The sequence below is a fragment of the Pseudomonas sp. Z3-8 genome (assembly GCF_051131975.1).
Taxonomy (GTDB): domain Bacteria; phylum Pseudomonadota; class Gammaproteobacteria; order Pseudomonadales; family Pseudomonadaceae; genus Aquipseudomonas.
On record NZ_CP071643.1, the window covers coordinates 4,762,882 to 4,785,958 of the forward strand.

Annotated in this window: 26 protein-coding genes and 1 tRNA gene; 7 read left to right on the forward strand and 20 right to left on the reverse strand. The window is 59.5% G+C overall.

Annotated features, from left to right (window positions below):
* Nucleotides 1–3: 3 nt before the first annotated feature.
* The 5 genes from J3P94_RS21830 (at nt 4) to J3P94_RS21850 (ending at nt 5,271) form a co-directional block, all read left to right on the forward strand.
* Entirely contained in the window at nt 4–906 is a 903-nt protein-coding gene (locus tag J3P94_RS21830; RefSeq protein ID WP_434569621.1) for a copper resistance protein B, read from the forward strand.
* A gap of 53 nt (nt 907–959) precedes the next feature.
* On the forward strand, nt 960–1,346 hold the full coding sequence (copC, locus tag J3P94_RS21835; protein WP_434569622.1) for a copper homeostasis periplasmic binding protein CopC: 387 nt from the start codon (nt 960–962) through the stop codon (nt 1,344–1,346).
* 55 nt (nt 1,347–1,401) lie between these two features.
* Nucleotides 1,402–2,262: a copper homeostasis membrane protein CopD gene (copD, locus tag J3P94_RS21840; protein ID WP_434574274.1), complete on the forward strand. Its 861-nt coding sequence runs from the start codon at nt 1,402–1,404 to the stop codon at nt 2,260–2,262.
* A 272-nt stretch (nt 2,263–2,534) separates the two neighbouring features.
* Nucleotides 2,535–3,722, forward strand: coding sequence for a cyanate transporter (locus J3P94_RS21845; protein ID WP_434569623.1), 1,188 nt, complete (start codon nt 2,535–2,537; stop codon nt 3,720–3,722).
* A 97-nt stretch (nt 3,723–3,819) separates the two neighbouring features.
* Nucleotides 3,820–5,271: a hypothetical protein gene (locus tag J3P94_RS21850; protein ID WP_434569624.1), complete on the forward strand. Its 1,452-nt coding sequence runs from the start codon at nt 3,820–3,822 to the stop codon at nt 5,269–5,271.
* A 169-nt stretch (nt 5,272–5,440) separates the two neighbouring features.
* Here the strand turns inward: J3P94_RS21850 and J3P94_RS21855 are convergent.
* From J3P94_RS21855 to J3P94_RS21940, 18 genes are all read right to left on the reverse strand, one after another.
* Nucleotides 5,441–5,516 (reverse strand) — tRNA-Lys (locus tag J3P94_RS21855).
* A gap of 63 nt (nt 5,517–5,579) precedes the next feature.
* Nucleotides 5,580–6,272 (reverse strand): 7-cyano-7-deazaguanine synthase QueC, encoded by a 693-nt coding sequence (gene queC / locus J3P94_RS21860; protein ID WP_434569625.1) that lies wholly within the window; start codon nt 6,270–6,272, stop codon nt 5,580–5,582.
* Nucleotide 6,273: 1 nt separating this feature from the next.
* Nucleotides 6,274–6,921: a 7-carboxy-7-deazaguanine synthase QueE gene (gene queE, locus J3P94_RS21865; protein WP_434569626.1), complete on the reverse strand. Its 648-nt coding sequence runs from the start codon at nt 6,919–6,921 to the stop codon at nt 6,274–6,276.
* Nucleotides 6,922–7,087: 166 nt separating this feature from the next.
* Nucleotides 7,088–7,921, reverse strand: a complete 834-nt coding sequence (gene ybgF, locus J3P94_RS21870) for a tol-pal system protein YbgF (RefSeq protein WP_434569627.1) — start codon at nt 7,919–7,921, stop codon at nt 7,088–7,090.
* A gap of 6 nt (nt 7,922–7,927) precedes the next feature.
* Complete coding sequence (gene pal, locus J3P94_RS21875) at nt 7,928–8,425, reverse strand: peptidoglycan-associated lipoprotein Pal (RefSeq protein ID WP_003178634.1); 498 nt, start codon at nt 8,423–8,425, stop codon at nt 7,928–7,930.
* Between the two features lie 52 nt (nt 8,426–8,477).
* The gene (gene tolB, locus J3P94_RS21880; RefSeq protein ID WP_370870988.1) at nt 8,478–9,779 is read right to left on the reverse strand and encodes a Tol-Pal system beta propeller repeat protein TolB; all 1,302 of its coding nucleotides are present in this window, start codon (nt 9,777–9,779) and stop codon (nt 8,478–8,480) included.
* Nucleotides 9,776–10,855, reverse strand: a complete 1,080-nt coding sequence (gene tolA / locus J3P94_RS21885) for a cell envelope integrity protein TolA (RefSeq protein WP_186611664.1) — start codon at nt 10,853–10,855, stop codon at nt 9,776–9,778. The genes tolB and tolA overlap by 4 nt, the downstream gene beginning before the upstream one ends.
* Nucleotides 10,855–11,307 (reverse strand): protein TolR, encoded by a 453-nt coding sequence (tolR, locus tag J3P94_RS21890; RefSeq protein WP_162254906.1) that lies wholly within the window; start codon nt 11,305–11,307, stop codon nt 10,855–10,857. The genes tolA and tolR overlap by 1 nt, the downstream gene beginning before the upstream one ends.
* A gap of 23 nt (nt 11,308–11,330) precedes the next feature.
* The gene (gene tolQ, locus J3P94_RS21895) at nt 11,331–12,026 is read right to left on the reverse strand and encodes a protein TolQ (RefSeq protein ID WP_305496399.1); all 696 of its coding nucleotides are present in this window, start codon (nt 12,024–12,026) and stop codon (nt 11,331–11,333) included.
* The gene (ybgC, locus tag J3P94_RS21900; protein ID WP_030140799.1) at nt 12,016–12,483 is read right to left on the reverse strand and encodes a tol-pal system-associated acyl-CoA thioesterase; all 468 of its coding nucleotides are present in this window, start codon (nt 12,481–12,483) and stop codon (nt 12,016–12,018) included. The genes tolQ and ybgC overlap by 11 nt, the downstream gene beginning before the upstream one ends.
* A gap of 128 nt (nt 12,484–12,611) precedes the next feature.
* Nucleotides 12,612–13,673 carry a Holliday junction branch migration DNA helicase RuvB gene (gene ruvB / locus J3P94_RS21905; protein WP_434569628.1) on the reverse strand — a complete coding sequence of 354 codons (1,062 nt, stop codon included), beginning with the start codon at nt 13,671–13,673 and terminating at the stop codon, nt 12,612–12,614.
* On the reverse strand, nt 13,674–14,282 hold the full coding sequence (gene ruvA / locus J3P94_RS21910; protein ID WP_434569629.1) for a Holliday junction branch migration protein RuvA: 609 nt from the start codon (nt 14,280–14,282) through the stop codon (nt 13,674–13,676).
* Nucleotides 14,283–14,397: 115 nt separating this feature from the next.
* Nucleotides 14,398–14,922, reverse strand: a complete 525-nt coding sequence (gene ruvC, locus J3P94_RS21915; RefSeq protein WP_305496403.1) for a crossover junction endodeoxyribonuclease RuvC — start codon at nt 14,920–14,922, stop codon at nt 14,398–14,400.
* 152 nt (nt 14,923–15,074) lie between these two features.
* Nucleotides 15,075–15,821 carry a YebC/PmpR family DNA-binding transcriptional regulator gene (locus J3P94_RS21920; RefSeq protein WP_305496404.1) on the reverse strand — a complete coding sequence of 249 codons (747 nt, stop codon included), beginning with the start codon at nt 15,819–15,821 and terminating at the stop codon, nt 15,075–15,077.
* 117 nt (nt 15,822–15,938) lie between these two features.
* Complete coding sequence (aspS, locus tag J3P94_RS21925) at nt 15,939–17,714, reverse strand: aspartate--tRNA ligase (protein WP_305496406.1); 1,776 nt, start codon at nt 17,712–17,714, stop codon at nt 15,939–15,941.
* Nucleotides 17,715–17,789: 75 nt separating this feature from the next.
* Nucleotides 17,790–18,011 carry an FmdB family zinc ribbon protein gene (locus J3P94_RS21930; protein ID WP_003178589.1) on the reverse strand — a complete coding sequence of 74 codons (222 nt, stop codon included), beginning with the start codon at nt 18,009–18,011 and terminating at the stop codon, nt 17,790–17,792.
* Nucleotides 18,012–18,129: 118 nt separating this feature from the next.
* Nucleotides 18,130–18,471 carry a ribbon-helix-helix domain-containing protein gene (locus tag J3P94_RS21935; RefSeq protein ID WP_434569630.1) on the reverse strand — a complete coding sequence of 114 codons (342 nt, stop codon included), beginning with the start codon at nt 18,469–18,471 and terminating at the stop codon, nt 18,130–18,132.
* 204 nt (nt 18,472–18,675) lie between these two features.
* Nucleotides 18,676–19,149: a Dps family protein gene (locus J3P94_RS21940; protein ID WP_305496408.1), complete on the reverse strand. Its 474-nt coding sequence runs from the start codon at nt 19,147–19,149 to the stop codon at nt 18,676–18,678.
* Nucleotides 19,150–19,546: 397 nt separating this feature from the next.
* On the opposite strand from J3P94_RS21940, the gene J3P94_RS21945 reads away from it, so the two are divergent.
* On the forward strand, nt 19,547–20,152 hold the full coding sequence (locus J3P94_RS21945) for a cold-shock protein (protein WP_186611670.1): 606 nt from the start codon (nt 19,547–19,549) through the stop codon (nt 20,150–20,152).
* Nucleotides 20,153–20,222: 70 nt separating this feature from the next.
* Here J3P94_RS21945 and J3P94_RS21950 read toward each other — a convergent pair whose 3' ends face one another.
* Together J3P94_RS21950 and J3P94_RS21955 are read right to left on the reverse strand one after the other, a co-directional pair.
* Nucleotides 20,223–20,429 (reverse strand): SlyX family protein, encoded by a 207-nt coding sequence (locus tag J3P94_RS21950; protein WP_217861372.1) that lies wholly within the window; start codon nt 20,427–20,429, stop codon nt 20,223–20,225.
* Nucleotides 20,430–20,432: 3 nt separating this feature from the next.
* Nucleotides 20,433–20,858, reverse strand: coding sequence for an HIT family protein (locus J3P94_RS21955; RefSeq protein ID WP_434569631.1), 426 nt, complete (start codon nt 20,856–20,858; stop codon nt 20,433–20,435).
* Between the two features lie 818 nt (nt 20,859–21,676).
* On the opposite strand from J3P94_RS21955, the gene J3P94_RS21960 reads away from it, so the two are divergent.
* Nucleotides 21,677–23,026, forward strand: coding sequence for an OprD family porin (locus J3P94_RS21960; RefSeq protein ID WP_434569632.1), 1,350 nt, complete (start codon nt 21,677–21,679; stop codon nt 23,024–23,026).
* Nucleotides 23,027–23,077 lie beyond the last annotated feature (51 nt).

Below are 23,077 nucleotides of genomic sequence, written 5' to 3' on the forward strand. Positions count from 1 at the left end.
ACCATGATCAGCCTGTTTAAATCCCCCACCCTGCCCGTGGCTGTGCTTGCCCTCGGCACCAGCCTGTCAGCCTGGGCAGCAAGCGACACGATGCAAGGCATGGATCACAGCCGGATGCCGGGTATGGACCACAGCCAGATGCAAGGCATGGACTCGATGCAGGGCATGGATTCCATGCAAGCCGCGCCCACCAGCAGCCGCACACCGATCCCCGAACTGACCGCCGCTGACCGCGCCGCCGTCTATGAAGACCACGGTGGCCACGCGGTGCACGACAGCGCCATCAACTCGTTCTTCCTTATCGACCAGCTGGAGTGGCAAGACGCCGATGACGGCAACGCCCTTAGCTGGGATGCCTCCGGCTGGATCGGCGGCGACATCGACCGCTTGTGGCTGCGCTCCGAAGGCGAACGCAACCATGGCAAGACCGAAGAAGCCGAACTCCAGGCCCTCTGGGGCCATGCCATCAGCCCTTGGTGGGATGTGGTGGCCGGCGTGCGCCAGGACTTCAAGCCAGGTGACTCACAGACCTGGGCAGCATTCGGCCTACAAGGCATGGCGCTGTACAACTTCGAAGCCGAGGCCACCGCCTTCATCGGTGAAGATGGCCGGAGCGCGGCGCGCCTGGAGGGCGACTACGACATTCTGCTGACCAATCGGCTGATTCTGCAGCCCACCGCCGAAGCCAACTTCTACGGCAAGAATGACCCTGATCGGGGCGTCGGCTCGGGGTTGTCCGACACCGAAGTGGGGCTGCGGCTGCGCTACGAAATCCGCCGTGAGTTCGCCCCGTACGTTGGCGTGACCTGGAACCGCGTCTACGGCAACACCGCCGACTTCGCCCGGGACGAAGGTGAAGACCGCAGCGAGGCACGCCTGGTAGTGGGTGTGCGCCTGCGGTTCTGAGGCATTGGCCCTGCTCCATCAATCACTGAAAAACAAGCTGTAGGAGTCCTTGCATGTCATTCATCAAAACCGCTGTCATGGCCGCCGCGCTGTCCACCGGCCTGTTGGCCAGTGGCCTGGCCCAGGCCCATCCGAAACTGCTGTCCTCCAGCCCCGCCGAAGGCGCTGAGGGGTCATCGCCAGCGAAGATCGAGCTGCACTTTTCCGAAAATCTCGTGACCCAATTCTCCGGCGCCAAGCTGATGATGACCGGGATGCCCGGCATGTCGGCGCACGCACCAATGCCCGTGCCAGCCAAGGTATCCGGCAGCGATGATCCGAAAACCATGGTCATTACTCCCCATGCGCCTCTCACCGCCGGCACCTACCAGGTGCAGTGGCGCGCGGTATCGTCAGACACGCACCCGATCACCGGCAATATCACGTTCAAGGTGAACTGAGTTGACGAGCGACTCGATCAACATCGCGCTGCGCTTTGCCCTCTACCTGGATCTGATGTTGCTGTTCGGCCTGGCTGCGTTTGGCCTTTACAGCCTGCGAGGTCGGGAGCGGGCGTCAGGCGCGGTGTTGCCTTTCGCGTCGTTGCTGGCGACTACGGCCGTGCTTGGGATGCTGCTCTCCCTGGGTGCCATGGCGTGCATGACCTGGGCCATGAGCGGAGCTTCGGAGTGGGCGGAGCTGTGGCCGCACTTCGAAATGATGGTGCTGGAAACCGATGTCGGTTTGAGCTGGACGCTGCGCATGGCGGCGTTATTACTGGCCGGTTTCGCCGTGACGCTTGATAGCCGCTCGCCAACCGTCAGCCTGGTCCTGGCCATGCTGGGCGGAGCCGTGGCTCTGGCGACGCTGGCCTGGGCAGGGCACGGCGCCATGGACGAAGGCGCACGCCGGAGCTGGCATTTCATCAGCGACTTTCTGCACCTGTGGGCAGCGGGTGGCTGGGTCGGAGCCTTGGCCGCGTTTGCCCTGCTGCTTCGGCAGGCCGAACCTCAGCTGGCGGTACTGGCCCGGACCCTGAGCGGATTTGCCACGGCCGGTGCGGTGATCGTGGCAGTCATCGCTCTGACAGGAGTCGCCAATTATCTGTTCATCGTCGGCCCGAACGTCGCGGGGTTACTCGACAGCACCTATGGTCAGCTGCTGGTGCTGAAACTCGGCCTGTTCCTGGCCATGCTGGGGTTCGCCGCGCTGAACCGTTTTCACCTGGGCCCGCTGCTGGAACAGGCCCGACAGACCGGCGAGCACCGAGCCGCGGTGAGGGCCCTGCGGCGCAGCATGCTGCTGGAGCTTAGTGTAGCGGTGGTTATCCTGGGATTGGTGGCGTGGCTGGGGACGTTAAGCCCAGGGATGGAATAAAGCCCCTCTCACGGCACTCACCGAACCCGTGGCGAGGGAGCTCGCTCCCGCTGGGGGGCGAAGCCGCCCCAAAACCGCCGCACTCGGTCCCCCCAGATGCATCGCGCCCATTCTTTTTCAGGTCTGCTTCGCAGCCCAGCGGGAGCAAGCTCCCTCGCCACGAAGGGCGACTGGGTGCGGCATTTGATTATTCGATAAGTCCCGCCGTTTTTCAGTTTGCCCAATGCAGGCCGCCGTAGCCTAAATGTGCTTTGTCTTAGCAAGGCCCCATCATGGAAAACGTCCAAACCACCAGCACCCGCGCCGTCTGGCTGATGGTCAGTATCGTGCTGGTAGCGCTGAACCTGCGGCCCTCGATGGCCGCGGTCGGGCCGCTGCTGTCAGCCATTCGCGGCGAGGTGCCCCTGAGTTTCAGCAGCGCTTCACTGCTGACCATGCTGCCTGTCATGGCGATGGGCGTGGCCATGTTCCTGGGCATGCGCATCGCCCTGCGCATCGGTGAACACCGTACCGTCGTCCTGTCGCTGCTGATCATTGGTATCGCCACGGCATCGCGCTTGTATCTGGACAGCGCCGCCGGGTTGGTCACCAGCGCGGTGGTGGCCGGGCTCGGAATCGCCTTGATCCAGGCCGTGATGCCCGCACTGATCAAGGCGCGCTTCGCCGACAGCGTCTCGCTGCTGATGGGCTTGTATGTCACCTCAATCATGGGCGGCGCGGCGCTTGCCGCCTCGTTTTCACCCTTTGTCCTGGCGCAGACCGGCAGTTGGCGCATCGGCCTGGCGATCTGGGCCTTGCTGGCGCTGGTCGCCTTGGGCTGCTGGTGGGTCCAACGCTGGAGCGTCACGCCCCTGCCCCAAGCCGCATCCCAGCGCCACCAAGCGTTTTTCGGCAACGCCCGGGCCTGGCTGCTGGCGATTTTTTTTGGCTTGGGCACCGCCTCCTATACCTGCGTACTGGCCTGGCTGGCACCGTATTACGTGGAAAAAGGCTGGAGCGAACAGCACGCCGGCCTGCTGCTGGGATTTCTCACGACGATGGAGGTGTTGTCCGGCCTCATCACTCCGGCGATCGCCAACCGCAGTCAGGACAAACGTAAAATCCTGATCGTTCTGCTGGTCATGATCATGGCCGGCTTCTGCGGCCTGATTCTCAATCCGGAGCGCCTCAGCCTGTTATGGCCGAGCCTGTTGGGGCTGGGTATCGGCGGGCTGTTCCCCATGAGCCTGATCGTCTCCCTCGATCACCTGGACAACCCACGCCGCGCCGGGGGGCTCACTGCATTCGTGCAGGGCATCGGCTACCTCATCGCCGGGCTGTCGCCGCTGATTGCCGGGATGATCCGCGACCGGCTGGGGAGTTTCGAATGGGCCTGGTGGTCGCTCGTGGTGGTCATCGCGCTGATGATGGTAATGGTATTGCGCCTGGACCCGAAACATTACGCAAAGCACATCCGCTAACGATTTCAGGTAGGAGATTTACAGGTTGAAGCTTTAGCTCTCGCTTCCTGGCGCTACTATACCTGCCAGGAATTTTACCTTGTAAGGGAGCTACGCCTTGTCCGTCAGACCTGACAGAACCTTCGCTGAAGTACTCAAGCACACCGTCAGACGCATTCTTTCCTATTGGACCCAGATCACAGTCACCTTAGGCCTGCTCGCAACAGGGCTAGGGTTCATCACGCTGTATCTCTATACCCGCACGATTGGACGAATCGATCTGTTCATGCCGTCCATCGATGTGAAGTCCGCACTGTTGGTCTGGGTCGTACTGGTTTTACTGCTGATGCTTTCGTACCTGTTCATCCTCGGAGCAACAACCTGGATGTTCGGCTGCTCGGTTTCGCTGTTTTCAAACCTGAAGGATAACCAGCCGAAGATCGTTTTTTATCTGGCGTTTCCCACGGTCGTGGGTTTTAGCGCATTCATCCTGACCACTTTCTTCCTGCCCGCATTAAACGCATGGGCGACATTCGCGGCGTTATTCGTGATCGTCTTCGTGGCGTGCTTTCTCATGTACGCCTTCACGCCGTTCAAAAAAGTCATCAGGAAAAGCATCCTTGTCCAAGCCAGGCTGGATCGAGCCCGCCTGAAACGCCTGGCGCACCATCAGCAGATAAAGCAAAAAAAACAAAAGCCGCAGAAGGTAGCCCGCGCCCCAAAGGCCCGGCTGCCAAAACGGCTTACCGATTCGTGGCGGGCATTCAAAAACAGGATGACGCCAACGTGGTTATGGATGACAGGAGAATGCCAGCGGCTGTGGTCATGGGTATGGGCTCGCAAAGGATTCTGGCTCGTCTTCCTGCTCTCGCTCTCCATATTTGTCACTGTGATCTTCGCCGCTTTTCCAATCCTGTTGACGATACGTTCGTATATGGAGAGGGAAACGCCGGACACCGTCCCCTACGTGGCGGGTCTGTCTTGGTTGACACTCATCTTCACCCTGCTGCCAGTCATCATCTTTTATTGTTTCAAGGGGGACATCTACAGGCGTACCTTCAATGGCCTGATGGCAATGATCCTCGCATTCTGCGCCTTCACAATGCTTTCACCAGGCAGTTTGAGCCACATTACCTATATCGCGGCAGAAAGCTTGTCAGTCCGGCAAAAAACGGCAGAACGATATGCGTTGCCAGAAGACATGGAGCTGCAGGACCTGAGCGCCACCCTGTGGAAAACACGTCAGGTTGCCGCGAAAAAAATAGAAGTCGAGGCGTTCCAGTTGTATTCCTTTGGGGACGTACTGCTGCTGTGCCCAAAAGACATGCTGTCGCTTGAACTCAAGGAGCTGAAAAACTACTCGAAGTTCTGTGTCAGCACGCTCAACAGCAAAGTCGTACGAAAACCTCTGTTGCCGGCATTCGCCAGGAAGGCGCCAAATGAATGGTCCTGCCGGGTACCATCATGGCAAATCCACGCAGGACGTTGGCTAGGTTGGGAAGTGCTGGTTCCAGGTATCCATCGCTCCGCTTGGGGCGAGAAGAAAGCGCCAGACCAGGTCAGGTCATAGCGTATCGCTCGCGCTACTCGTCGCAGAGCTGGCATGCGTCCGCTCTGCGACCGTCCAGCCGCAGCACCTGACTCCTCGCTTCTGCGCGGGGGATACTTTATTCCAGGCAAAAAAAAATCCGGAAATCCTCACTTACGTGGGCCTTCCAGACTTTTAAAACTACAGAAAATGGTGGGTCGTGTGGGATTCGAACCTACGACCAATTGGTTAAAAGCCAACTGCTCTACCAACTGAGCTAACGACCCTCTGTGTGGTGGCGCGTATAATACTGATTTCTAAGGACTATTCAACACTTAATTTGAAATAAATCAAAAATAAGGGGTTGGATCGCTCACGCCGGCTGCCGCGAAGCCTTCAGCACGCAGACGGCAGCTGTCGCACTTGCCACAAGCACGCCCTTGATCATCGGCCTGATAGCACGAGACGGTAAGGCCGTAGTCCACGCCCAGCTTCACCCCCGCCTTGATGATGTCAGCCTTGCTGAGGTTTTGCAGCGGCGCCTGGATACGGAAGCCTTGCCCTTCTACACCGGCCTTGGTCGCCAGGTTGGCCATACGCTCGAAGGCTTCGACGAACTCCGGGCGGCAATCCGGATAACCGGAATAATCCACGGCATTGACACCAATGAAGATGTCACGCGCCCCCAGTACTTCGGCCCAGCCCAACGCCAGGGACAGGAACACGGTATTGCGCGCCGGCACGTAGGTCACCGGAATCCCCTCGCTCGGTGCTTCGGGCACGTCGATGGAACTGTCGGTCAACGCCGAACCGCCGATGCCGTTGAGGTTCAGGCCGATCACCTTGTGTTCGATCACACCCAGGTCTCGTGCCACTCGCTCGGCAGCATGCAGTTCGGCACGGTGGCGCTGGCCATAATCGAAGCTCATGGTGTAGCAGCGATAACCTTCGGCACGGGCCATCGCCACGACAGTCGCCGAGTCCAGGCCACCGGACAGCAGGATGACGGCACGTTTTTCAGAAGTGGTTGATTGTTCAGTCATGTCAGCGCCCCGGCTCGTCGTTCCAAAGATATTTATGCAGCTGCAATTGCAGGCGCACCGGCAAGTTGTCCGCTACCACCCAGTCGGCCAGATCCCGGGCGTTCAGGTCGTGGTGACTCGGCGAGAACAATACCTCGCCGGCGCGCTGATCGAGTCCGTACTGGATCAGCTTGGATACCGCCCAGTCGTAATCTTCCCGCGAACAGATAACAAATTTGACCTGGTCGTTGGACGTCAACAGCTCCATGTTCTCGTAGCGGTTACGATGCGCCTCCTTCGAACCCGGGGTCTTCAGGTCCACGACACGACTGACGCGCGAATCGACGGCCGAGATATCCAAGGCGCCGCTGGTCTCCAGCGAGACCTCATAGCCGACATCGCACAGTCGCTTGAGTAAAGGGATGGCATTGGGTTGTGCCAACGGCTCACCGCCAGTGACGCAAACATAGCGCGGACGAAAACCTGCCACTTGTTCAACGAGGTCATCGAGGGTGCGCAAGGTACCGCCGCTGAAGGCGTAGGCGCTGTCGCAGTATTGGCAACGCAGCGGGCAACCGGTGAGGCGCACAAAAACAGTGGGCAGCCCGGCCGTCCGCGTTTCACCCTGCAACGAGTAAAAAACTTCGGTAATTCTCAATGTGTCTTGCATAGTCGCCACGGGCGTAACAGCTAAACAGGCTGTCCGCCTCCGTCAGGCACTTCAAGCAACCCCGCCAACGCGTAGATCCCAGGAAGCGTGTTTCAGAAAAAGGGCGTGAATTCTAACGAAAAAACCCGCGACAGGCGCGGGTTTCTTCAAAACGGGTCAAACGGCCTTACATGCGTTGCAGATCGCGCTGGGCCAACTGAGCGGCGGAGGTACCCGGATATTGGGCCACCACCTGCTGCAGAATGCCTTTTACCTTGTCGGTATGACCGAGGCGGCGCTCGACATCAGCGAGCTTGTACAGCGAATCCGGCACTTTGGCATGCTTGGGATACAGCTGCGAGACCTTGGCGAACGCCTGGCCTGCGCCTTGCAGGTCGCCCTTGGCCAGGTTCACTTCGCCCAGCCAGTATTGGGCATTACCCGAATACTGACTATTGGGGTATTTACGCAGGAAAGCGCCGAAGGCCTGGCTGGCCTTGTCGAAATCCTTGGCTTTGATCAGGTCGAAGGCAGCATCGTAATAGAGCTTTTCCTTCGCCGGGTCAGCCGGCTCGCCACCAGCGGCAGGTGCTGCTGGGGCACTTGCCCCGGCGCCTGCGGCTGCACCGGGGGCGTTCAAGTCGCCACCGGCTGGAGAATTCTCAGGAGTCGCGGCAGGTGCAACGCCGGTTCCTATGCGCCGATCAAGATCCTGGTATCGCTCCAGGTTTTCCTGCTTCATGCGCGATACTTCGTTTTGCAGAACTTCAATCGCGCCTTGCTGGCGTGACAGTTGATCCTGCATTTGCTGCAGTTGGTTGAACAGCTCGCCCTGTGCCGAGACAGGGGCCGAAACCCCTCCCCCGGCATAGGCGCCGTTCGTACCGTAACCTGCAGGCGGATAACTGCTCCCGCTATTGTTATAGCCGGCATCGTTATCGACCACAGGAACCGCAGCCCACGCCGCAAGCGGCGCGAGGCTGAGAGCCAGAACAGTTACAGCACGACGGCACGTTCGCATGACGAATTACTTACGCAGTTCGACGCGACGGTTTTGAGCCCAGGACTGCTCGTCGTTGCCGGTAGCAACTGGACGCTCTTCGCCGTAGGAAACCAGTTCCAGCTGAGCTGGGGAAACACCTTGCAGTACCAGGTAGCGCTGAACGGCTTTCGCACGACGCTCGCCCAGTGCCATGTTGTACTCACGAGTACCACGTTCGTCGGTGTTGCCTTCCAGAACAACGCGAGCGCCGTTTGCTTTCAGGTCTTTGGCGTGAACGTCCAGAGCGCGCATGGCTTCTGGCTTCAGGTCCGAGCTGTCGTATTCGAAGTAGAAGGTGGTGATTGCGCGCAGAGCAGCTTCTTCGCTCAGGGAGCCATCAACTGCACCAGTGTTAGCGCCGTAACCAGCGTTTGGATCAACAGCGCCTTCACCGGCGTTGTCGCCGCCTTTGGACGAGCAACCTACAGCTACAGCCATGGCCAGAGCCAGCGCAGCAAATTTACCAAACTTCAGCATTTCCATCGTGAAACTCCTAATGAACCCCAGTGTGTTAAGTAAAACGTATTGCGCCGCGTCAGTTCAGGTAAGGGGACCAGGACGGTTCTCTGACTTCGCCTTGAGCGGTAGGAAGCGGGAGCCTCACGCGTCCATTAATGGACACGAGCATCAAGACTCCCCGGCCCTGCTGGCGGGTGGCGTAGATTACCATGGTGCCGTTGGGCGCAACAGTAGGTGACTCGTCCAGAGTGCTATCAGTGAGGATTTTTACGCTACCGCGCTGCAAATCCTGGGCCGCCACCTTGAAATTGGTGAAACCGTCCTGGCGATGGATCATCACCAGAGTCTTTTCGTCAGCCGAAAGCTTAGGGTTGGCGTTGTAGTTACCGACGAACGTCACGCGCTCGGCACCACCGCCACCGGCGCTGGTCTTGTAGATCTGCGGCTTGCCGCCACGGTCCGAGGTGAAGTAGATGGTCGAGCCATCCTTGCCCCAGAACGGTTCGGTGTTGATGCCCGGGCCGTTGGTCACGCGGGAGATCGAGCGTGAAGCCAGGTTCATCACGTAGATGTCCGGATTACCGTCCTTGGACAACACGAACGCCAGCCGCGTACCGTCGGGCGACCAGGCAGGCGCGCCGTTCAGGCCTTCGAAGTTGGTGATCTGCTCGCGGCGACCGGTGTCGATGTGTTGGACGAAGATGCGCGGGCGTTTCTGTTCGAACGACACATAGGCGATGCGCTTGCCATCGGGGGCGAAACGCGGCGACAGGATCGGCTCGCGCGATTGCAGCAGGGTCACCGCGCGGGCGCCGTCATAGTCGGAGCGCTGCAGGGTGTAGCGGGTATTTTTCTCGGAGAAGCGTTCGGCGGTCACGTAGAGCATGCGGGTCGAGAACGCGCCCTTGATGCCGGTAAGTTTCTCGAACGACTGGTCGGCGATGTAGTGGGACATGTCACGCAACTGGTCAACGCTGCCCGACACGCTGCCGGTCAGCACTTGCTGCTCGGTGGCGACGTTGAACAAGGCGTACTGCACCTGCAGGCGGCCACCGGCCGGAACGATGCTGCCGACCATGATGTACTGGGCGCCAAGAGCCTTCCAGTCGCGGTAGATGACTTCGCTGGCCTGGGTTGGCAGGCTGATCATGTTCTGCTTGGGAATCGGCGCGTAGTAGCCCGAGTTGCGCAGGTCGTTGCCGATGATTTCCGCCATGTCGTCCGGCAGGACGCTGCCGCCCTGCCAACCGAACGGAACGACGGCGATCGGGGTCGCACGGTCGCTGCCGCTGGTGACCAGGATGTTCTTTTCCTCTGCTACCGCTATCCCTGCCAGGCAGCAGATAACGACAAGCATTGATCGAAGAAGGTTTCTCACAAGGCTAGATCCTCAGGTGTGAATGTCATCTTGAACGAACGATAGGGAGCAAAATCGCTCGGCTTCATTCCTTGCATTTCCGTCAATCGCCCAATGTTCTTGACCGCCGCGACCGCCGAAGCGTCGAACGGACCATCGCCACTGGACTTGGCCACGCTGACCGAGGTAACCGTACCGTCGGGCAACATGCCGATTTGCAATACTACCGTCATGCCTTTGCGCGCCGAAGGAGGACGCGCCCAGCCTTCCGCCGCCCGGGCGCGAATCAGATCGTCGAAGCTGCCGGCGACTTCATCGCCCTGCTCGTCGGCCAAGGCCTGCTGACGCTCCGGCGTGTCGGAAAGCAAATCTGCCAGGGCCTGGGCCTTTTTCTCTTCGGCGGATTTACGCGCTGCGTCCTGGGCCTTCTTCTTGGCGGCGTCGGCGGCGGCTTTCTTCTTCGCGTCTTCGGCGACTTTCTTTTTCGCCTCTTCAGCTTCAGCTTTCTTCTTGGCGTCTTCGGCCGCTTTTTTCTTCGCGTCCTCGACAATCTTTTTCTTCGCTTCTTCAGCGGCCGCTTTCTTGGCCTCTTCTTCAGCGGCTTTCTTGGCTTCTTCTTCGGCTTTCTTCTTGGCTATATCAGCCAATTGTTTCTCTTCTGCCTTTTTCGCTTCGGCGGTTTTCTTCGCCTCGTCGGCTTTCTTGGCTTCGTCGGCCTTTTTGGCCTCGTCCGCTTTTTTCGCCTCATCGGCCTTCTTGGCTTCTTCGGCCTTTTGAGCAGCTTCCTCTTTCTTTTGTTCCGCTGCTCTCACCGCTTCCTGCTCGACCTTCTTCTGCTCCATCTGCTCGACTTCGGTCTGGCGCGCGGCGGATTTCTTCGCCTCGCCGGCAAGCTTCTGGTTGGTCTGCGTGGTGGCCTGGCTTTTCGATTTGAGCTGGTACAGGGTCGCCTGCACGATCGGCTTGGCCGGCGGCAGCTCCGGTGTCATGGCAAAACTGACGAACAGCATGCCGAATACCAGCACATGCAGGCCGATTGCCAGGACACTAGGCCAGAAGTAGCTTTCCGAGGCGGACGGCTCTCGCTGTTGCTGCATCAGGGCGCCTCGGTGATCAAGCCAACATTACCGACCCCGGCTTTCTGCAGGCCGCCCATGGCGCCCATCACGGCACCGTAGTCGACGGTCTTGTCGCCGCGAATGAAGACCTGGGTGCGCTTGCCGTTGCTGTTGCCGGCATTGATGATCTTGGTCACCGCATCGGTCATCTGCGGCAGGGTCATGGCCCGGTCCTGCTGCTTCTCGGTGTCGACTTCGCTGCCAAGGTTCCAGTAATAAGTCTTGTCGGCCTTGATCGAAATGGTCAGGACCTGGGTGTTGTTGTCCTGCGGCAAGGCTTCGCTGGAAACCTTGGGCAGATCGACCTTCACGCCCTGATTGAGCATCGGCGCGGTCACCATGAAGATGACCAGCAGCACCAGCATCACGTCGATGTAAGGCACCACGTTCATCTCGGCAACCGGCTTGCGCTTGTTTCGGGCTCGAGCGATTAAAGCCATCGGGAAATACCTGCTTATTCTTCGCTGGTGTGCACTTTGCGGTGCAGGATCGCCTGGAATTCATCGGCGAAGGTGTAGTAACGGCTGGTCAGCGTTTCGCTGCGAGCCGCGAAACGGTTGTAGGCGATCACGGCCGGAATCGCCGCGAACAGGCCGATGGCGGTGGCGATCAGCGCCTCGGCGATACCCGGGGCGACGGTAGCCAGCGTCGCCTGCTGGGCGGAAGCCAGGCCACGGAACGAGTTCATGATCCCCCACACGGTGCCGAACAGGCCGATGTACGGGCTGACCGAACCGACGGTAGCCAGGTACGGCAGGCCCTGTTCGAGTTTTTCTTCCTCGCGGGATATGGCGACGCGCATGGCGCGGGCCACACCTTCCATCACCGCTTCAGGGTCTACGCCCGGCTGCTGGCGCAGACGGGAGAATTCCTTGAAGCCTGCACGGAAGATCTGCTCGACGCCGGAATCCGGGTCCGGATTGCTGCCGGCCTGGCGATAGAGTTTGGACAGGTCGATGCCGGACCAGAAGCGCTCTTCGAAGCTCTCCAGGGCACGGCGACCGGCACGCAGCATGTTGCTGCGCTGAAAAATCATGATCCATGAGGTCACCGATGCGGCTACCAGGATCAGCATTACCAGTTGCACCACGACGCTGGCATTGCTGACCAGGCTCCACATGGAGGAATGGTCGACGACGTTAGCTTCCACGCTTTATCTCCTGCTCTGAGTGTGTACCCGCGCCGCTCACGCCGGCAAAGGCCGCGCGTAGAGCTTCGGGAATGGCCCGGGGTTTCAAACTATGGGTGCGCACACAGGCCACCAAAAACTGCCCTTCGCAGAGCAGCACATTATCCGCAGCCCGCCTGACCTGCTGCTTGAAGCGCAGGCTGACGCGGTTCAATTCGATGACATCGGCAGTCACCACCAGCTCGTCGTCCAGTCGCGCCGGCGCGTGGTAGCGCGCTTCGCTGGAATGCACGACGAATAACAGGTCCTCCCCTGCCAGCGCGGATTGGGCAAAACCCAGTTCCCGCAGCCGTTCGGTTCGAGCCCGTTCCATAAACTTGAGGTAATTGACGTAGTAAACGATGCCGCCGGCATCGGTGTCCTCGTAATAAACGCGACAGCGATGTGCGAACGACTCAAGCCCGTTTTGCGCGCGCATACTCTAGTGCTTACTCCTCGGGTTGCCAATCCGGCCAGGCAACTGTTTTTTCATTCTTGAACGCATTGACGCTCCAGGCGTGGTCTGGGACAGCACGAAGCGGAAAAAAGTCGGGATACAGAGCGGGTTCAATCGTCCACCGCATCGAGAAATTCGTCTACCACCGGCATCTCACCCATTCGTGTCGGGATGTTTAAGCCGAAGTGCAGATAAGCATGACGGGTCACCACGCGTCCGCGAGGCGTGCGCATGATATAGCCCTGCTGGATCAGGTACGGTTCCAGCACGTCTTCGATGGTGTGGCGTTCTTCGCTGATGGCGGCCGCCAGGCTGTCCACGCCCACCGGGCCACCGTCGAATTTCTCGATCATGGTCAGCAGCAGGCGCCGGTCCTGGTGGTCGAAGCCGCGCTCGTCGATGTCCAGCAGGTTCAAGGCCAGGTCGGCGATCGGCTTGGTGATGTGGCCCTTGGCCCGGACTTCGGCAAAATCCCGCACCCGGCGCAGCAGGCGGTTGGCGATCCGCGGCGTACCCCGCGCCCGACGAGCAATTTCATAAGCGCCGTCCAGGTCCAGCGGCAACCCGAGGATGCCCGCCGAACGGCTGACAATCGTCGCCAGGTCAGCGTTGTTGTAGAACTCCAGACGCTGGACGATACCAAAACGGTCCCGCAGCGGGTTGGTCAGCATCCCGGCGCGGGTGGTGGCGCCCACCAGGGTAAAGGGCGGCAGGTCCAGCTTGATGGAGCGCGCCGCCGGCCCTTCGCCGATCATGATGTCGAGCTGGAAATCTTCCATGGCCGGGTATAGCACTTCCTCGACGATCGGCGACAGCCGGTGGATTTCGTCGATGAACAGCACATCGTGCGGCTCAAGATTGGTCAGCAGCGCCGCCAGGTCACCCGGCCGTTCGAGAACCGGGCCGGACGTGCTCTTGATCGACACGCCCATTTCCTGGGCAATGATATTGGCCAGGGTGGTCTTGCCCAGGCCAGGCGGGCCGAAGATAAGTGTATGGTCGAGCGACTCGCTGCGCCCGCGTGCCGCCTGGATGAACAGCTCCATCTGCTCGCGCACGGTCGGCTGGCCAATATAATCGGCGAGGCTGACGGGACGAATCGCACGGTCCTGGATTTCCTCGCGGTCACGGGGCGCGCCCGTGGCGGCGATCAGACGATCGGCTTCAATCACTTAAATCATTCCCTTCAGGGCGCGGCGAATCATGTCTTCGGTACTCAAGCCTTTTTCCTTGATCGCGGAGATCGCCTTGCTGGCTTCCTGCGGCTTGTAGCCCAGGGAAATCAGCGCGGTGACCGCATCGTTTTCAGCGCTGACCGCCGGCATCGGCGCATCCGGCTGGTTCGGCACCAGGGCGAACATTGCCGGCACCGTTTCCCAGGCCTTGAAGCGATCCTTGAGCTCGACCAACAGGCGCTCGGCGGTTTTCTTGCCGACTCCCGGCACCTTGGTCAGGGCCGAGGTGTCCTGGGACTGCACGCAACGAATCAGTTCATCGACTTCCAGGCTGGACATCAAGGCCAGCGCCAGCTTCGGGCCGACGCCATTGAGCCGGATCAGCTCGCGAAAGAAATCCCGCTCGCGCTTGGCGAAGAAACCATAGAGTAACTGGGCATCTTCACGCACGACCAGATGAGTGTGCAGCGTCAGCGGCTCACCGACCGACGGCAAGCGATACAGGGTGGTCATGGGCACTTCCAGCTCATAACCGAGGCCGTTTACATCCAGAATCAGGTGCGGCGGCTGTTTTTCAGCCAGGGTGCCGCGCAAGCGTCCAATCACGTTTCAGATCCTTGGGCGTTGACCAGCCCGCTGGCTGGCGAATAACAGCCCAGGCAGGAAGGCCGACGACACAGGCGCAACTTGCATGGGCTGATGAATGAATGCGCTGATGCTATCAGAGACGCAGGCGCCCGCCACGACTGCGTGCGCTTCCCAGTCCGTGAGGCAGCAGGCTGGAACGGGTATGCGCATGGCAAATGGCGATGGCCAGGGCGTCGGAGGCGTCGATCTGCGGCTTGCTGACCAGTTTCAACAGGTGCATCACCATCATCTGCACCTGTTCCTTGTTTGCCGCGCCGGTGCCTACCACGGCCTGCTTGACCTGGGTCGCGGTGTATTCGGCGATCTCCAGGTTTTCCTCGGCGCCGGCCACAATGGCCGCGCCGCGGGCCTGCCCCAGCTTCAGGGCGGAATCGGCGTTGCGGGCCATGAAGACCTTTTCGATGCCCATGGTCACCGGGCCGTAGGTCTGGATGACTTCGCGCACGCCGCGATAAACGATCTGCAAGCGCTCGTGCAACTCGCCCGCACCGGTGCGGATACAGCCGGAAGCAACGTACACGCAGCCACGCCCGGTATCGCGAACCACGCCGTAGCCGGTGATGCGCGAACCGGGGTCGATACCAAGGATTAAAGTCATAACGCCTGCGGTTTGAAGGGGGCTAACTGGACCTGTGGGAGCGAGCCTGCTCGCGAAGAGGCCGTCACATCCGACATCAAGGTCGGCCGACACACCGCATTCGCGAGCAGGCTCGCTCCCACCCTGGCACTCATGCTATTCGATAAAGACCATCAGCCCAGTTGCTCAGCCACCGACTCCGGAATATCGGCGTTGGAATAAACGTTCTGCACATCGTCCAGGTCTTCAAGCATGTCGATCAGCTTGAGCACCTTCTCGGCGCCTTCCAGGTCGAGTTCGGCACTGGTGGTCGGCTGCATGACGATTTCCGCGTCGACCGGTTTGAAACCGGCAGCTTCAAGGGCATTACGCACGGCATAGAAGCTGGCGAACGAGGTGAACACGTCGAACGAACCGTCTTCGTGGCTGACCACGTCATCGGCATCGGCTTCCAGCGCCGCTTCGGTCAGCGCATCTTCATCGATGCCTGGCGCGAAGCTGATCTGCCCCTTGCGCTCGAACAGATAAGCCACCGAACCGTCGGTCCCCAGGTTGCCACCGCATTTGCTGAACGCATGGCGCACGGCCGCAGCGGTGCGGTTGCGGTTGTCGGTCATGCACTCGACCATGACCGCCACGCCACCCGGGCCGTAGCCTTCATAGGTCAGCTCCTCGACGTTGTCGGCCTCGGTGGCACCCGCGCCACGGGCAATGGCCCGGTCGATGATGTCGCGGCTCATGTTCGCGCCCAGCGCCTTGTCCAAGGCGAGGCGCAAGCGCGGATTGGAACCTGGATCGCCGCCACCCTGGCGGGCCGCGACCGTCAGCTCACGGATCCACTTGGTAAAGATCTTGCCCCTCTTGGCATCCTGACGTTCTTTGCGGTGCTTGATGTTCGCCCACTTGGAATGACCTGCCATAACTCGCTCCGGTTTTTCTTTGAAACATTGCCCGCCCCGCTTGCGCGGCAGCCAGCAATCGGAAATGTCGACCCCAATGAAAAGGCGCATCCGAAGATGCGCCTTCAGGTGCCGGCCTTACTCAGCCTTTGGCTGTTCGCGCAAACGGATATGCAACTCGCGCAGCGCCTTGGCATCCACCACGCCCGGAGCCTGGGTCATGACATCGGCCGCGCTCTGGGTTTTCGGGAATGCGATCACTTCGCGGATCGACTGGGCGCCGGTCATCAGCATCACCAGGCGATCCAGGCCGAAGGCCAGGCCACCGTGGGGCGGCGCACCGTACTTCAAAGCGTCCAGCAGGAAGCCGAACTTCTCTTCCTGCTCGGCTTCGCTGATACCCAGCAGACGGAACACTGCCTGTTGCATTTCCTTGCGATGGATACGGATCGAACCGCCGCCCAGCTCGGTGCCGTTGAGGACCATGTCGTAGGCACGGGACAATGCGCCGGCCGGGTTGGCCTCCAACTCTTCAGGCGAGCACTTCGGCGCGGTGAACGGGTGGTGCAAGGCAGAGAAGCTGCCGTCGTCGTTTTCCTCGAACATCGGGAAGTCGACGACCCACATCGGCGCCCACTCGCAAGTCAGCAGTTTCAGGTCGTGACCCAGCTTGATGCGCAGCGCGCCCAGGGCTTCGCTGACAATCTTGGCCTTGTCGGCGCCAAAGAACACGATGTCGCCATCGACCGCGCCCACGCGATCGAGGATCACGTTGAGGTTGGCTTCCGGGATGTTCTTGACGATCGGCGACTGCAGGCCGTCGATACCGGCGGCGCGCTCGTTGACCTTGATGTATGCCAGGCCCTTGGCACCGTAGATGCCGACGAACTTGGTGTAATCGTCGATCTGCTTGCGCGGCATGCTGGCGCCGCCTGGAACACGCAGGGCGGCGATACGGCATTTCGGATCGTTGGCCGGACCACTGAAGACCTTGAATTCGACTTCCTTGAGCTGGTCCGCGACGTCCACCAGTTCCAGCGGGTTGCGCAGGTCAGGCTTGTCGGAACCGTAGCGACGCATGGCCTCTTCGAAGGTCATGTGCGGGAACTCGCCGAACTCAAGACCCAGCACTTCCCGGAACAGGTTGCGGATCATGCCCTCGGTCAGGCCCATGATGTCTTTTTCATCGAGGAAGCTGGTCTCGATGTCGATCTGGGTGAACTCAGGCTGCCGATCGGCACGCAGGTCTTCATCGCGGAAGCACTTGGCGATCTGGTAGTAGCGGTCGAACCCGGCCACCATCAGCAACTGCTTGAACAATTGTGGCGATTGCGGCAAGGCGAAGAAACTGCCGGGGTGGGTACGGCTCGGCACCAGGTAGTCGCGGGCGCCTTCCGGCGTGGCACGGGTCAGGATCGGCGTCTCGACGTCGAGGAAGCCGTTCTCGTCCAGGTAACGACGGATGCTGGTGGTCATGCGCGAACGCAGGCGCAGCTTCTCGGCCATTTCCGGGCGACGCAGGTCGATGAAACGATAGCGCAGGCGGGTTTCCTCGCCTACGTCGGAATATTCGTTGAGTGGGAACGGCGGGGTTTCCGCTTCGTTCAGCACTTCCAGCTCGTAGCCGAGCACTTCGATCATGCCGGACGCCATGTTGGCGTTGCCGGCGCCGGCCGGACGCAGGCGCACCTTGCCGGTGATCTTGACCACGTATTCGCTGCGCACGCGGTCGGCGGTGGCGAAGGTTTCCGCGCGGTCGGGGTCGAACACTACCTGGGCCAGGCCTTCACGATCACGGATATCGAGGAAAATCACCCCGCCATGGTCACGGCGACGATGAACCCATCCGCAAAGAGTAACTTCCTGACCTTCCAGGCTTTCGTTCAGTTGGCCGCAATAATGGCTGCGCATCATGGTAGTGGTTTCACTTCTCGTAATTCGAAATTCGGTTGGAGGCCCTGCCCGTGCAAGAACCCGCGCGTGTTCAACTCAGTCAGCCTTGTCGCCACCGGCCAGGTTCTTCTTGGCACCGGTCTTGAAGTCGGTTTCATACCAGCCGGTGCCGCCGAGGCGGAAACCTGGCATGGACAGCATCTTTTTCAGCTCCGGCGCCTGGCAGGCAGGGCAATCGACCAGCGGTGCCGCGCTGATTTTTTGAATGGCTTCCATCTGATGACCACAGGAAGCACATTGATAGTCGTACATCGGCATGGGGGTTGTCTCGGCAATCAGGTTATTCACGCAAAACCCGGGCTTTGCGGCAAAGAGCGGGATTATATCCATTAAATGCGGCCTGTGCAGCCGTAAGACCGCACAGGCGGTGAGAGGGCTAGGCCTCGCGATGATCGGTGCCCATATCCTTCAGGCTGTGCACCACGCAGACAACACGCACCAGCCCGCTGAAATTGCGCACGCCGCCGTGACGCAACTGCACCTCCCGATCCACATGGGAGAGCAAGGTACTGACGGAGCAACTGTTGAGCTGGGCCATATCGCCGAGAATATCCCAATAGACTTGCTCAAGGCGTAAACAGGTGGCGAACCCGTTAAGCCGGATGGAGCGGGCCAGGGGCCGGGCCAGTTGCATATCGAACCCCCTGACGAACGGGTCGATGCTGACGGGCTTGAGACGCCCGCCTGCACCGCCCCTGGGTGCTTTTCCTTGAATCATACCGTTGACACTCCTTTGCCATACGAGCCTCAGTCAGGCCAAGCGGCCTGTGGCTCTATGGAAGCTCAACTCGAGCCCAAGCTCCAGATGACTTTTTGCCCATCAGCGTAGGAGATGACAACAGTAGCCCGAGGACGAATGACTCCGTCCTACCCCGGACCGCAGGCGATGATGCCAATGGCGGCACCATCACCCGATTGCGGATTACCGCTCGTCCAGCAGCGAACGCAGCATCCAGGCGGTTTTTTCATGAACCTGCATGCGCTGGGTCAGCAGGTCGGCGGTCGGCTCGTCGCTGACCTTGTCCAATAAAGGAAAGATGCCGCGGGCGGTACGTGTCACCGCCTCCTGGCCTTCGACCAGTTGCCGGATCATGTCCTCGGCGCCAGGCACGCCTTCCTCCTCCTTGATGGAAGACAGGCGCGCATACACGGAGTAGGCACCCGGCGCCGGAAAGCCCAGGGCACGGATTCGCTCGGCGATCAGGTCCACCGCCAGCGCCAGCTCGTTGTACTGTTCCTCGAACATCAAGTGCAGGGTGCGGAACATCGGCCCGGTGACGTTCCAATGGAAATTATGGGTCTTGAGGTAAAGCACGTAGGTGTCCGACAACAGGCGCGAAAGCCCGTCGACGATGGACTTGCGATCTTCTTCGCTGATACCGATATCAATTGCCATGTGTTTGATCTCCTGACGGTGATGAATTCGACAGCGGCCATTGCACTCTAGCGGGTGTCGCCATCTGTAGCCTGCGACTAATCGCCAGCCCTCCTGAACCGACAAGCCGGGATGGCGGAGGGTTCCGGCGCAGGGGAAAATTCAAGCTCCTTTGCCGGCCATCTTCAAGCGCCCCGCCGGCGCTTTTCGGCCGACGAACAGCGTGTCACGGGCCCGTAACGAGTTTGAGAAGGCCGGGGCTTTGCTGTTAAATAGGCAGTGTGTCGCTACGCCTATTTTTCCGGGCGTCGCGCATAGGCTGATTCGGGTACGTGTTCCTACGCCTCTCATTGTTCTGGAGCGAACCGTCCCCGACCAGCTCTTCCTTGTGATCTGTCTTAACCGTGAGCCAATCAAAATGTTGAAAATCGTCCACTTGCTAATGGGCGCAGCTGCCCTGCTGCTGTCCTTCATCCCTAGCCTGGGTTCCGAAGCCACACCTTACCTGCAACATCCCGACGCGCTGTACCTGGCCTTTTTCGGCCTGCTCAACCTGACCCTGGCACCCGTCATCCCTTACTGGAACAAAGGTCCACGTCATCAACTGCAAAACCTTGTCAGCGCCCTGCTGGTGCTGGCCGTCGCCCTGCAAACACTGACCCTGCTGGCGCCCATGCCGGAAATCGGCGGCCAACCCGCCATTCTTTCCAGCCTGGCCGCCGCGTTGCTCGCTGTGTTGCTGCACCTGGCCGTCAGCTTCTACAAGAAGTCGTCGCCGGCCGCCGCGCCGCAGAACTACGACATGTCCAACCGTGATACCGGTACCGTGAAGTGGTTCAACACCTCCAAGGGGTTCGGTTTCATCTCCCGCGACTCCGGCGATGACATTTTTGTGCATTTCCGGGCCATTCGTGGCGAAGGCCATCGCGTCCTGGTCGAAGGCCAGCGCGTGGAGTTTTCCGTCATGCACCGTGACAAAGGCCTGCAGGCCGAAGATGTGATCGCCGCGCTGCCGCGCCGCTGATCCAGGCGTAAAAAAACCGCGATGCAGCCAGGCTGCTCGCGGTTTTTTATTGCCTGCCGTTCGGCCCCGGTCAGTAATGCGGTGGCGGCGCTTCTTCTTCAAAGGATTCGAACTGGCCGGCCATTTCCTCCTGACGCTTGAGCAACGCCGCCATCTGCAGCTGCAGACGTTCGACAACTCGCTGCTGCTCCACCAGCACGTCGTTTAATGCCTGGATGGTGTCGTCCTGAAACGCCAGGCGGCTTTCAAGGTCGGTTACACGCTCTTCAAGGTTCATGGTTCAGCCCTCCAGGAACTTGAAATCATCGGTCAGGACCGCTCGCAAGCGTTCACGAATGACGCTGACCTGCTCGGCATCATAAGGCTGTGCCGGATGCTTGCCCCACACCGGCGCAGGCCATGCGGCATCCTCTCGCTTGCGCACGATCACATGCATGTGCAATTGACTGACAACGTTACCCAAGGTTGCAACATTCAATTTGTCCGCATCGAACGAGTCCTTGAGGGTTTCAGCCAGTGCCGTGGTTTCTTTCCACAACTGTTGTTGATCGGCGTCATCCAATTGAAACAATTCACTGATATTTTCCCGGCGCGGCACGAGGATGAACCACGGGTAATTGGAATCATTGGATAACAGCAAACGGCACAGCGGGAAATCGCCGATAGGCAATGTGTCTTGTTGCAGTCGTGGATCTAGGGCAAACACCGCGCGTACTCCTCGCTCATTAATCGATTGCGATCGAGCTGGCAGCCCGCAGGCCCGCCCGAGCACAGGGGGCCAGCATACCTGTGAATGCCGGAACGTTCACTGCGCACCGTCTTTGCGCACCAATAGCGCGCACCGGTACTTTAACGGCGCACCTCGAGCTGAGTAGACACAAGCCCTGTGCGGTTTTCGTACAGCTGGAAGATTTTTTGCACCAAAACAGCACAATGCGTCTACGCTCTGTGCACGAAGCATCCGCGTTTTACCCACTGAAGGGGTGAACCGGTAACGTTTTTGGTTGTCCGGCGCGGTTTACCCGCTTCAAACATGGCAGCTGTCCAGCAGTCAACCCCATTTAAAACAAGGCCTTTGGAGCCCGGTTTCATGAGGTTTCACCGCAACCGCAGCTAAAATGTGAAAAAAATGTAAAAGAAAACCGGATTTGTGCATGCTTGTTGCATTCATCCCAACATCGTCTACAGGGTATCGCCGGAAGCGAAACCTGCAGGCTCGAAAATTAAAGTGGCAAGGCTGCCCTCAGGAGCATCAAGCGTAGCAATCAGGGACTCTTTACACCGATGGCGAACCCAATAGAACAACTCTGAAGTTGTCAGTTCGGACGCCTCGGTTCAGCTGAAATGCGACATGGATCGAGCCATTGGCGACATGGTCGTAAAGAAGCTGAAAGGTTGAATGGGCAAGTGTCGCCAAAGAATGTCGGCGTGATATAAGTTTGCGCCGACACAAAAAGAAAGAGCCGCCCAGATAAAAAAACAGGTGGGACGGCAGTACTCTTAAAACCAAAGGAGCAAATCACGATGCGCGTGATGAAGTGGAGCATGATCGCACTGGCCGTTGCTGCAGCAGCCAGTACTCAAATGGCTACGGCCGCACCTTTCGTAAGTGACCAGTCTGAAGCCAAAGGCTTTGTTGAAGACGCCAAGTTCGATTTGCTGCTGCGTAACTATTACTTCAACCGTGACCGCAAAGACGGTAGCACCGACCAGAAAGACTGGACTCAGGGTATCTGGGGCAATCTCAGCTCCGGCTACACCCAAGGTACCGTAGGCGTCGGTGTTGATGCATTCGGTTACCTGGCTGTCAAACTGGACGGTGGCGACGGTACCGGCGGCACTGGCAACATGAGCCGCGACGTCCCTGGCGACGGTGATGTCAACGACAGCCAAGGCAAAGCCGGCGCAGCCATCAAGTTCCGCGTCTCCAAGACCGAGCTGAAAATCGGTGACCAGCAGCCAAGCACTGCTCCAGTGTTCGCCGTCGGTGGTTCCCGCGTCCTGCCTCAAACTGCCAGCGGTTTCCAACTGCAAAGCAGCGAGATCAAAGACCTTGACCTTGAAGCAGGTCACTTCTACTCGTCCACCAGCCAGGACAAAAACGCTCGTGACGGCGGCCTGTGGGCAACCTATGCCGGAGTGGAAGCCAACTCCATCGACTACGCTGGCGGCAAATACGCTATCAGCGAAAACCTGAGTGCATCGTTGTACGGCGCCCAGCTGGAAGATATCTGGAACCAGTACTACGCCAACCTGAACTACACCATCCCAATGGGCGGTGATCAGTCGCTGAACCTGGACGGTAACATCTACCGTACCACCGACACCGGCAGCGCCAAAGCTGGTGACATCAGCAACACGGCGTTCTCCCTGGCAGCTGCTTTCTCGTTCCTGAAAGCTCACACCGTCACCGTTGCCTTCCAGAAAATCAACGGTGATACACCGTTCGACTACATCGGTGTAGGTGGCCATTTCGGTTCCACCAACCGCGGCGGCGACTCGATCTTCCTTGCCAACTCCATCCAATACTCCGACTTCAACGCGCCTAACGAGAAATCTGCCCAGATCCGTTACGACATCAAGATGGCTGAGTACGGTATTCCTGGTCTGAGCTTCATGACCCGTTACGTCAAAGGTTGGGACATCGACGGTACCAAAGTGGACGCCAGCAGCCCATACGCCGCTTTGGGTTATGGTGAAGATGGCAAACATAACGAAACCAACTTCGAAGCCAAGTACGTTGTTCAGTCTGGCCCGGCCAAAGATCTTTCCTTCCGCGTTCGTCAAGCCTGGCACCACGCCAACACCGACGAAACTGAAGGCGACATCAAAGAGTTCCGCCTGATCGTCGACTACCCGATTTCGGTTCTGTAATTGCCGAAAGTCAGTTTGCGGTAATCAAAAAAAGGCCCATCTTCGGATGGG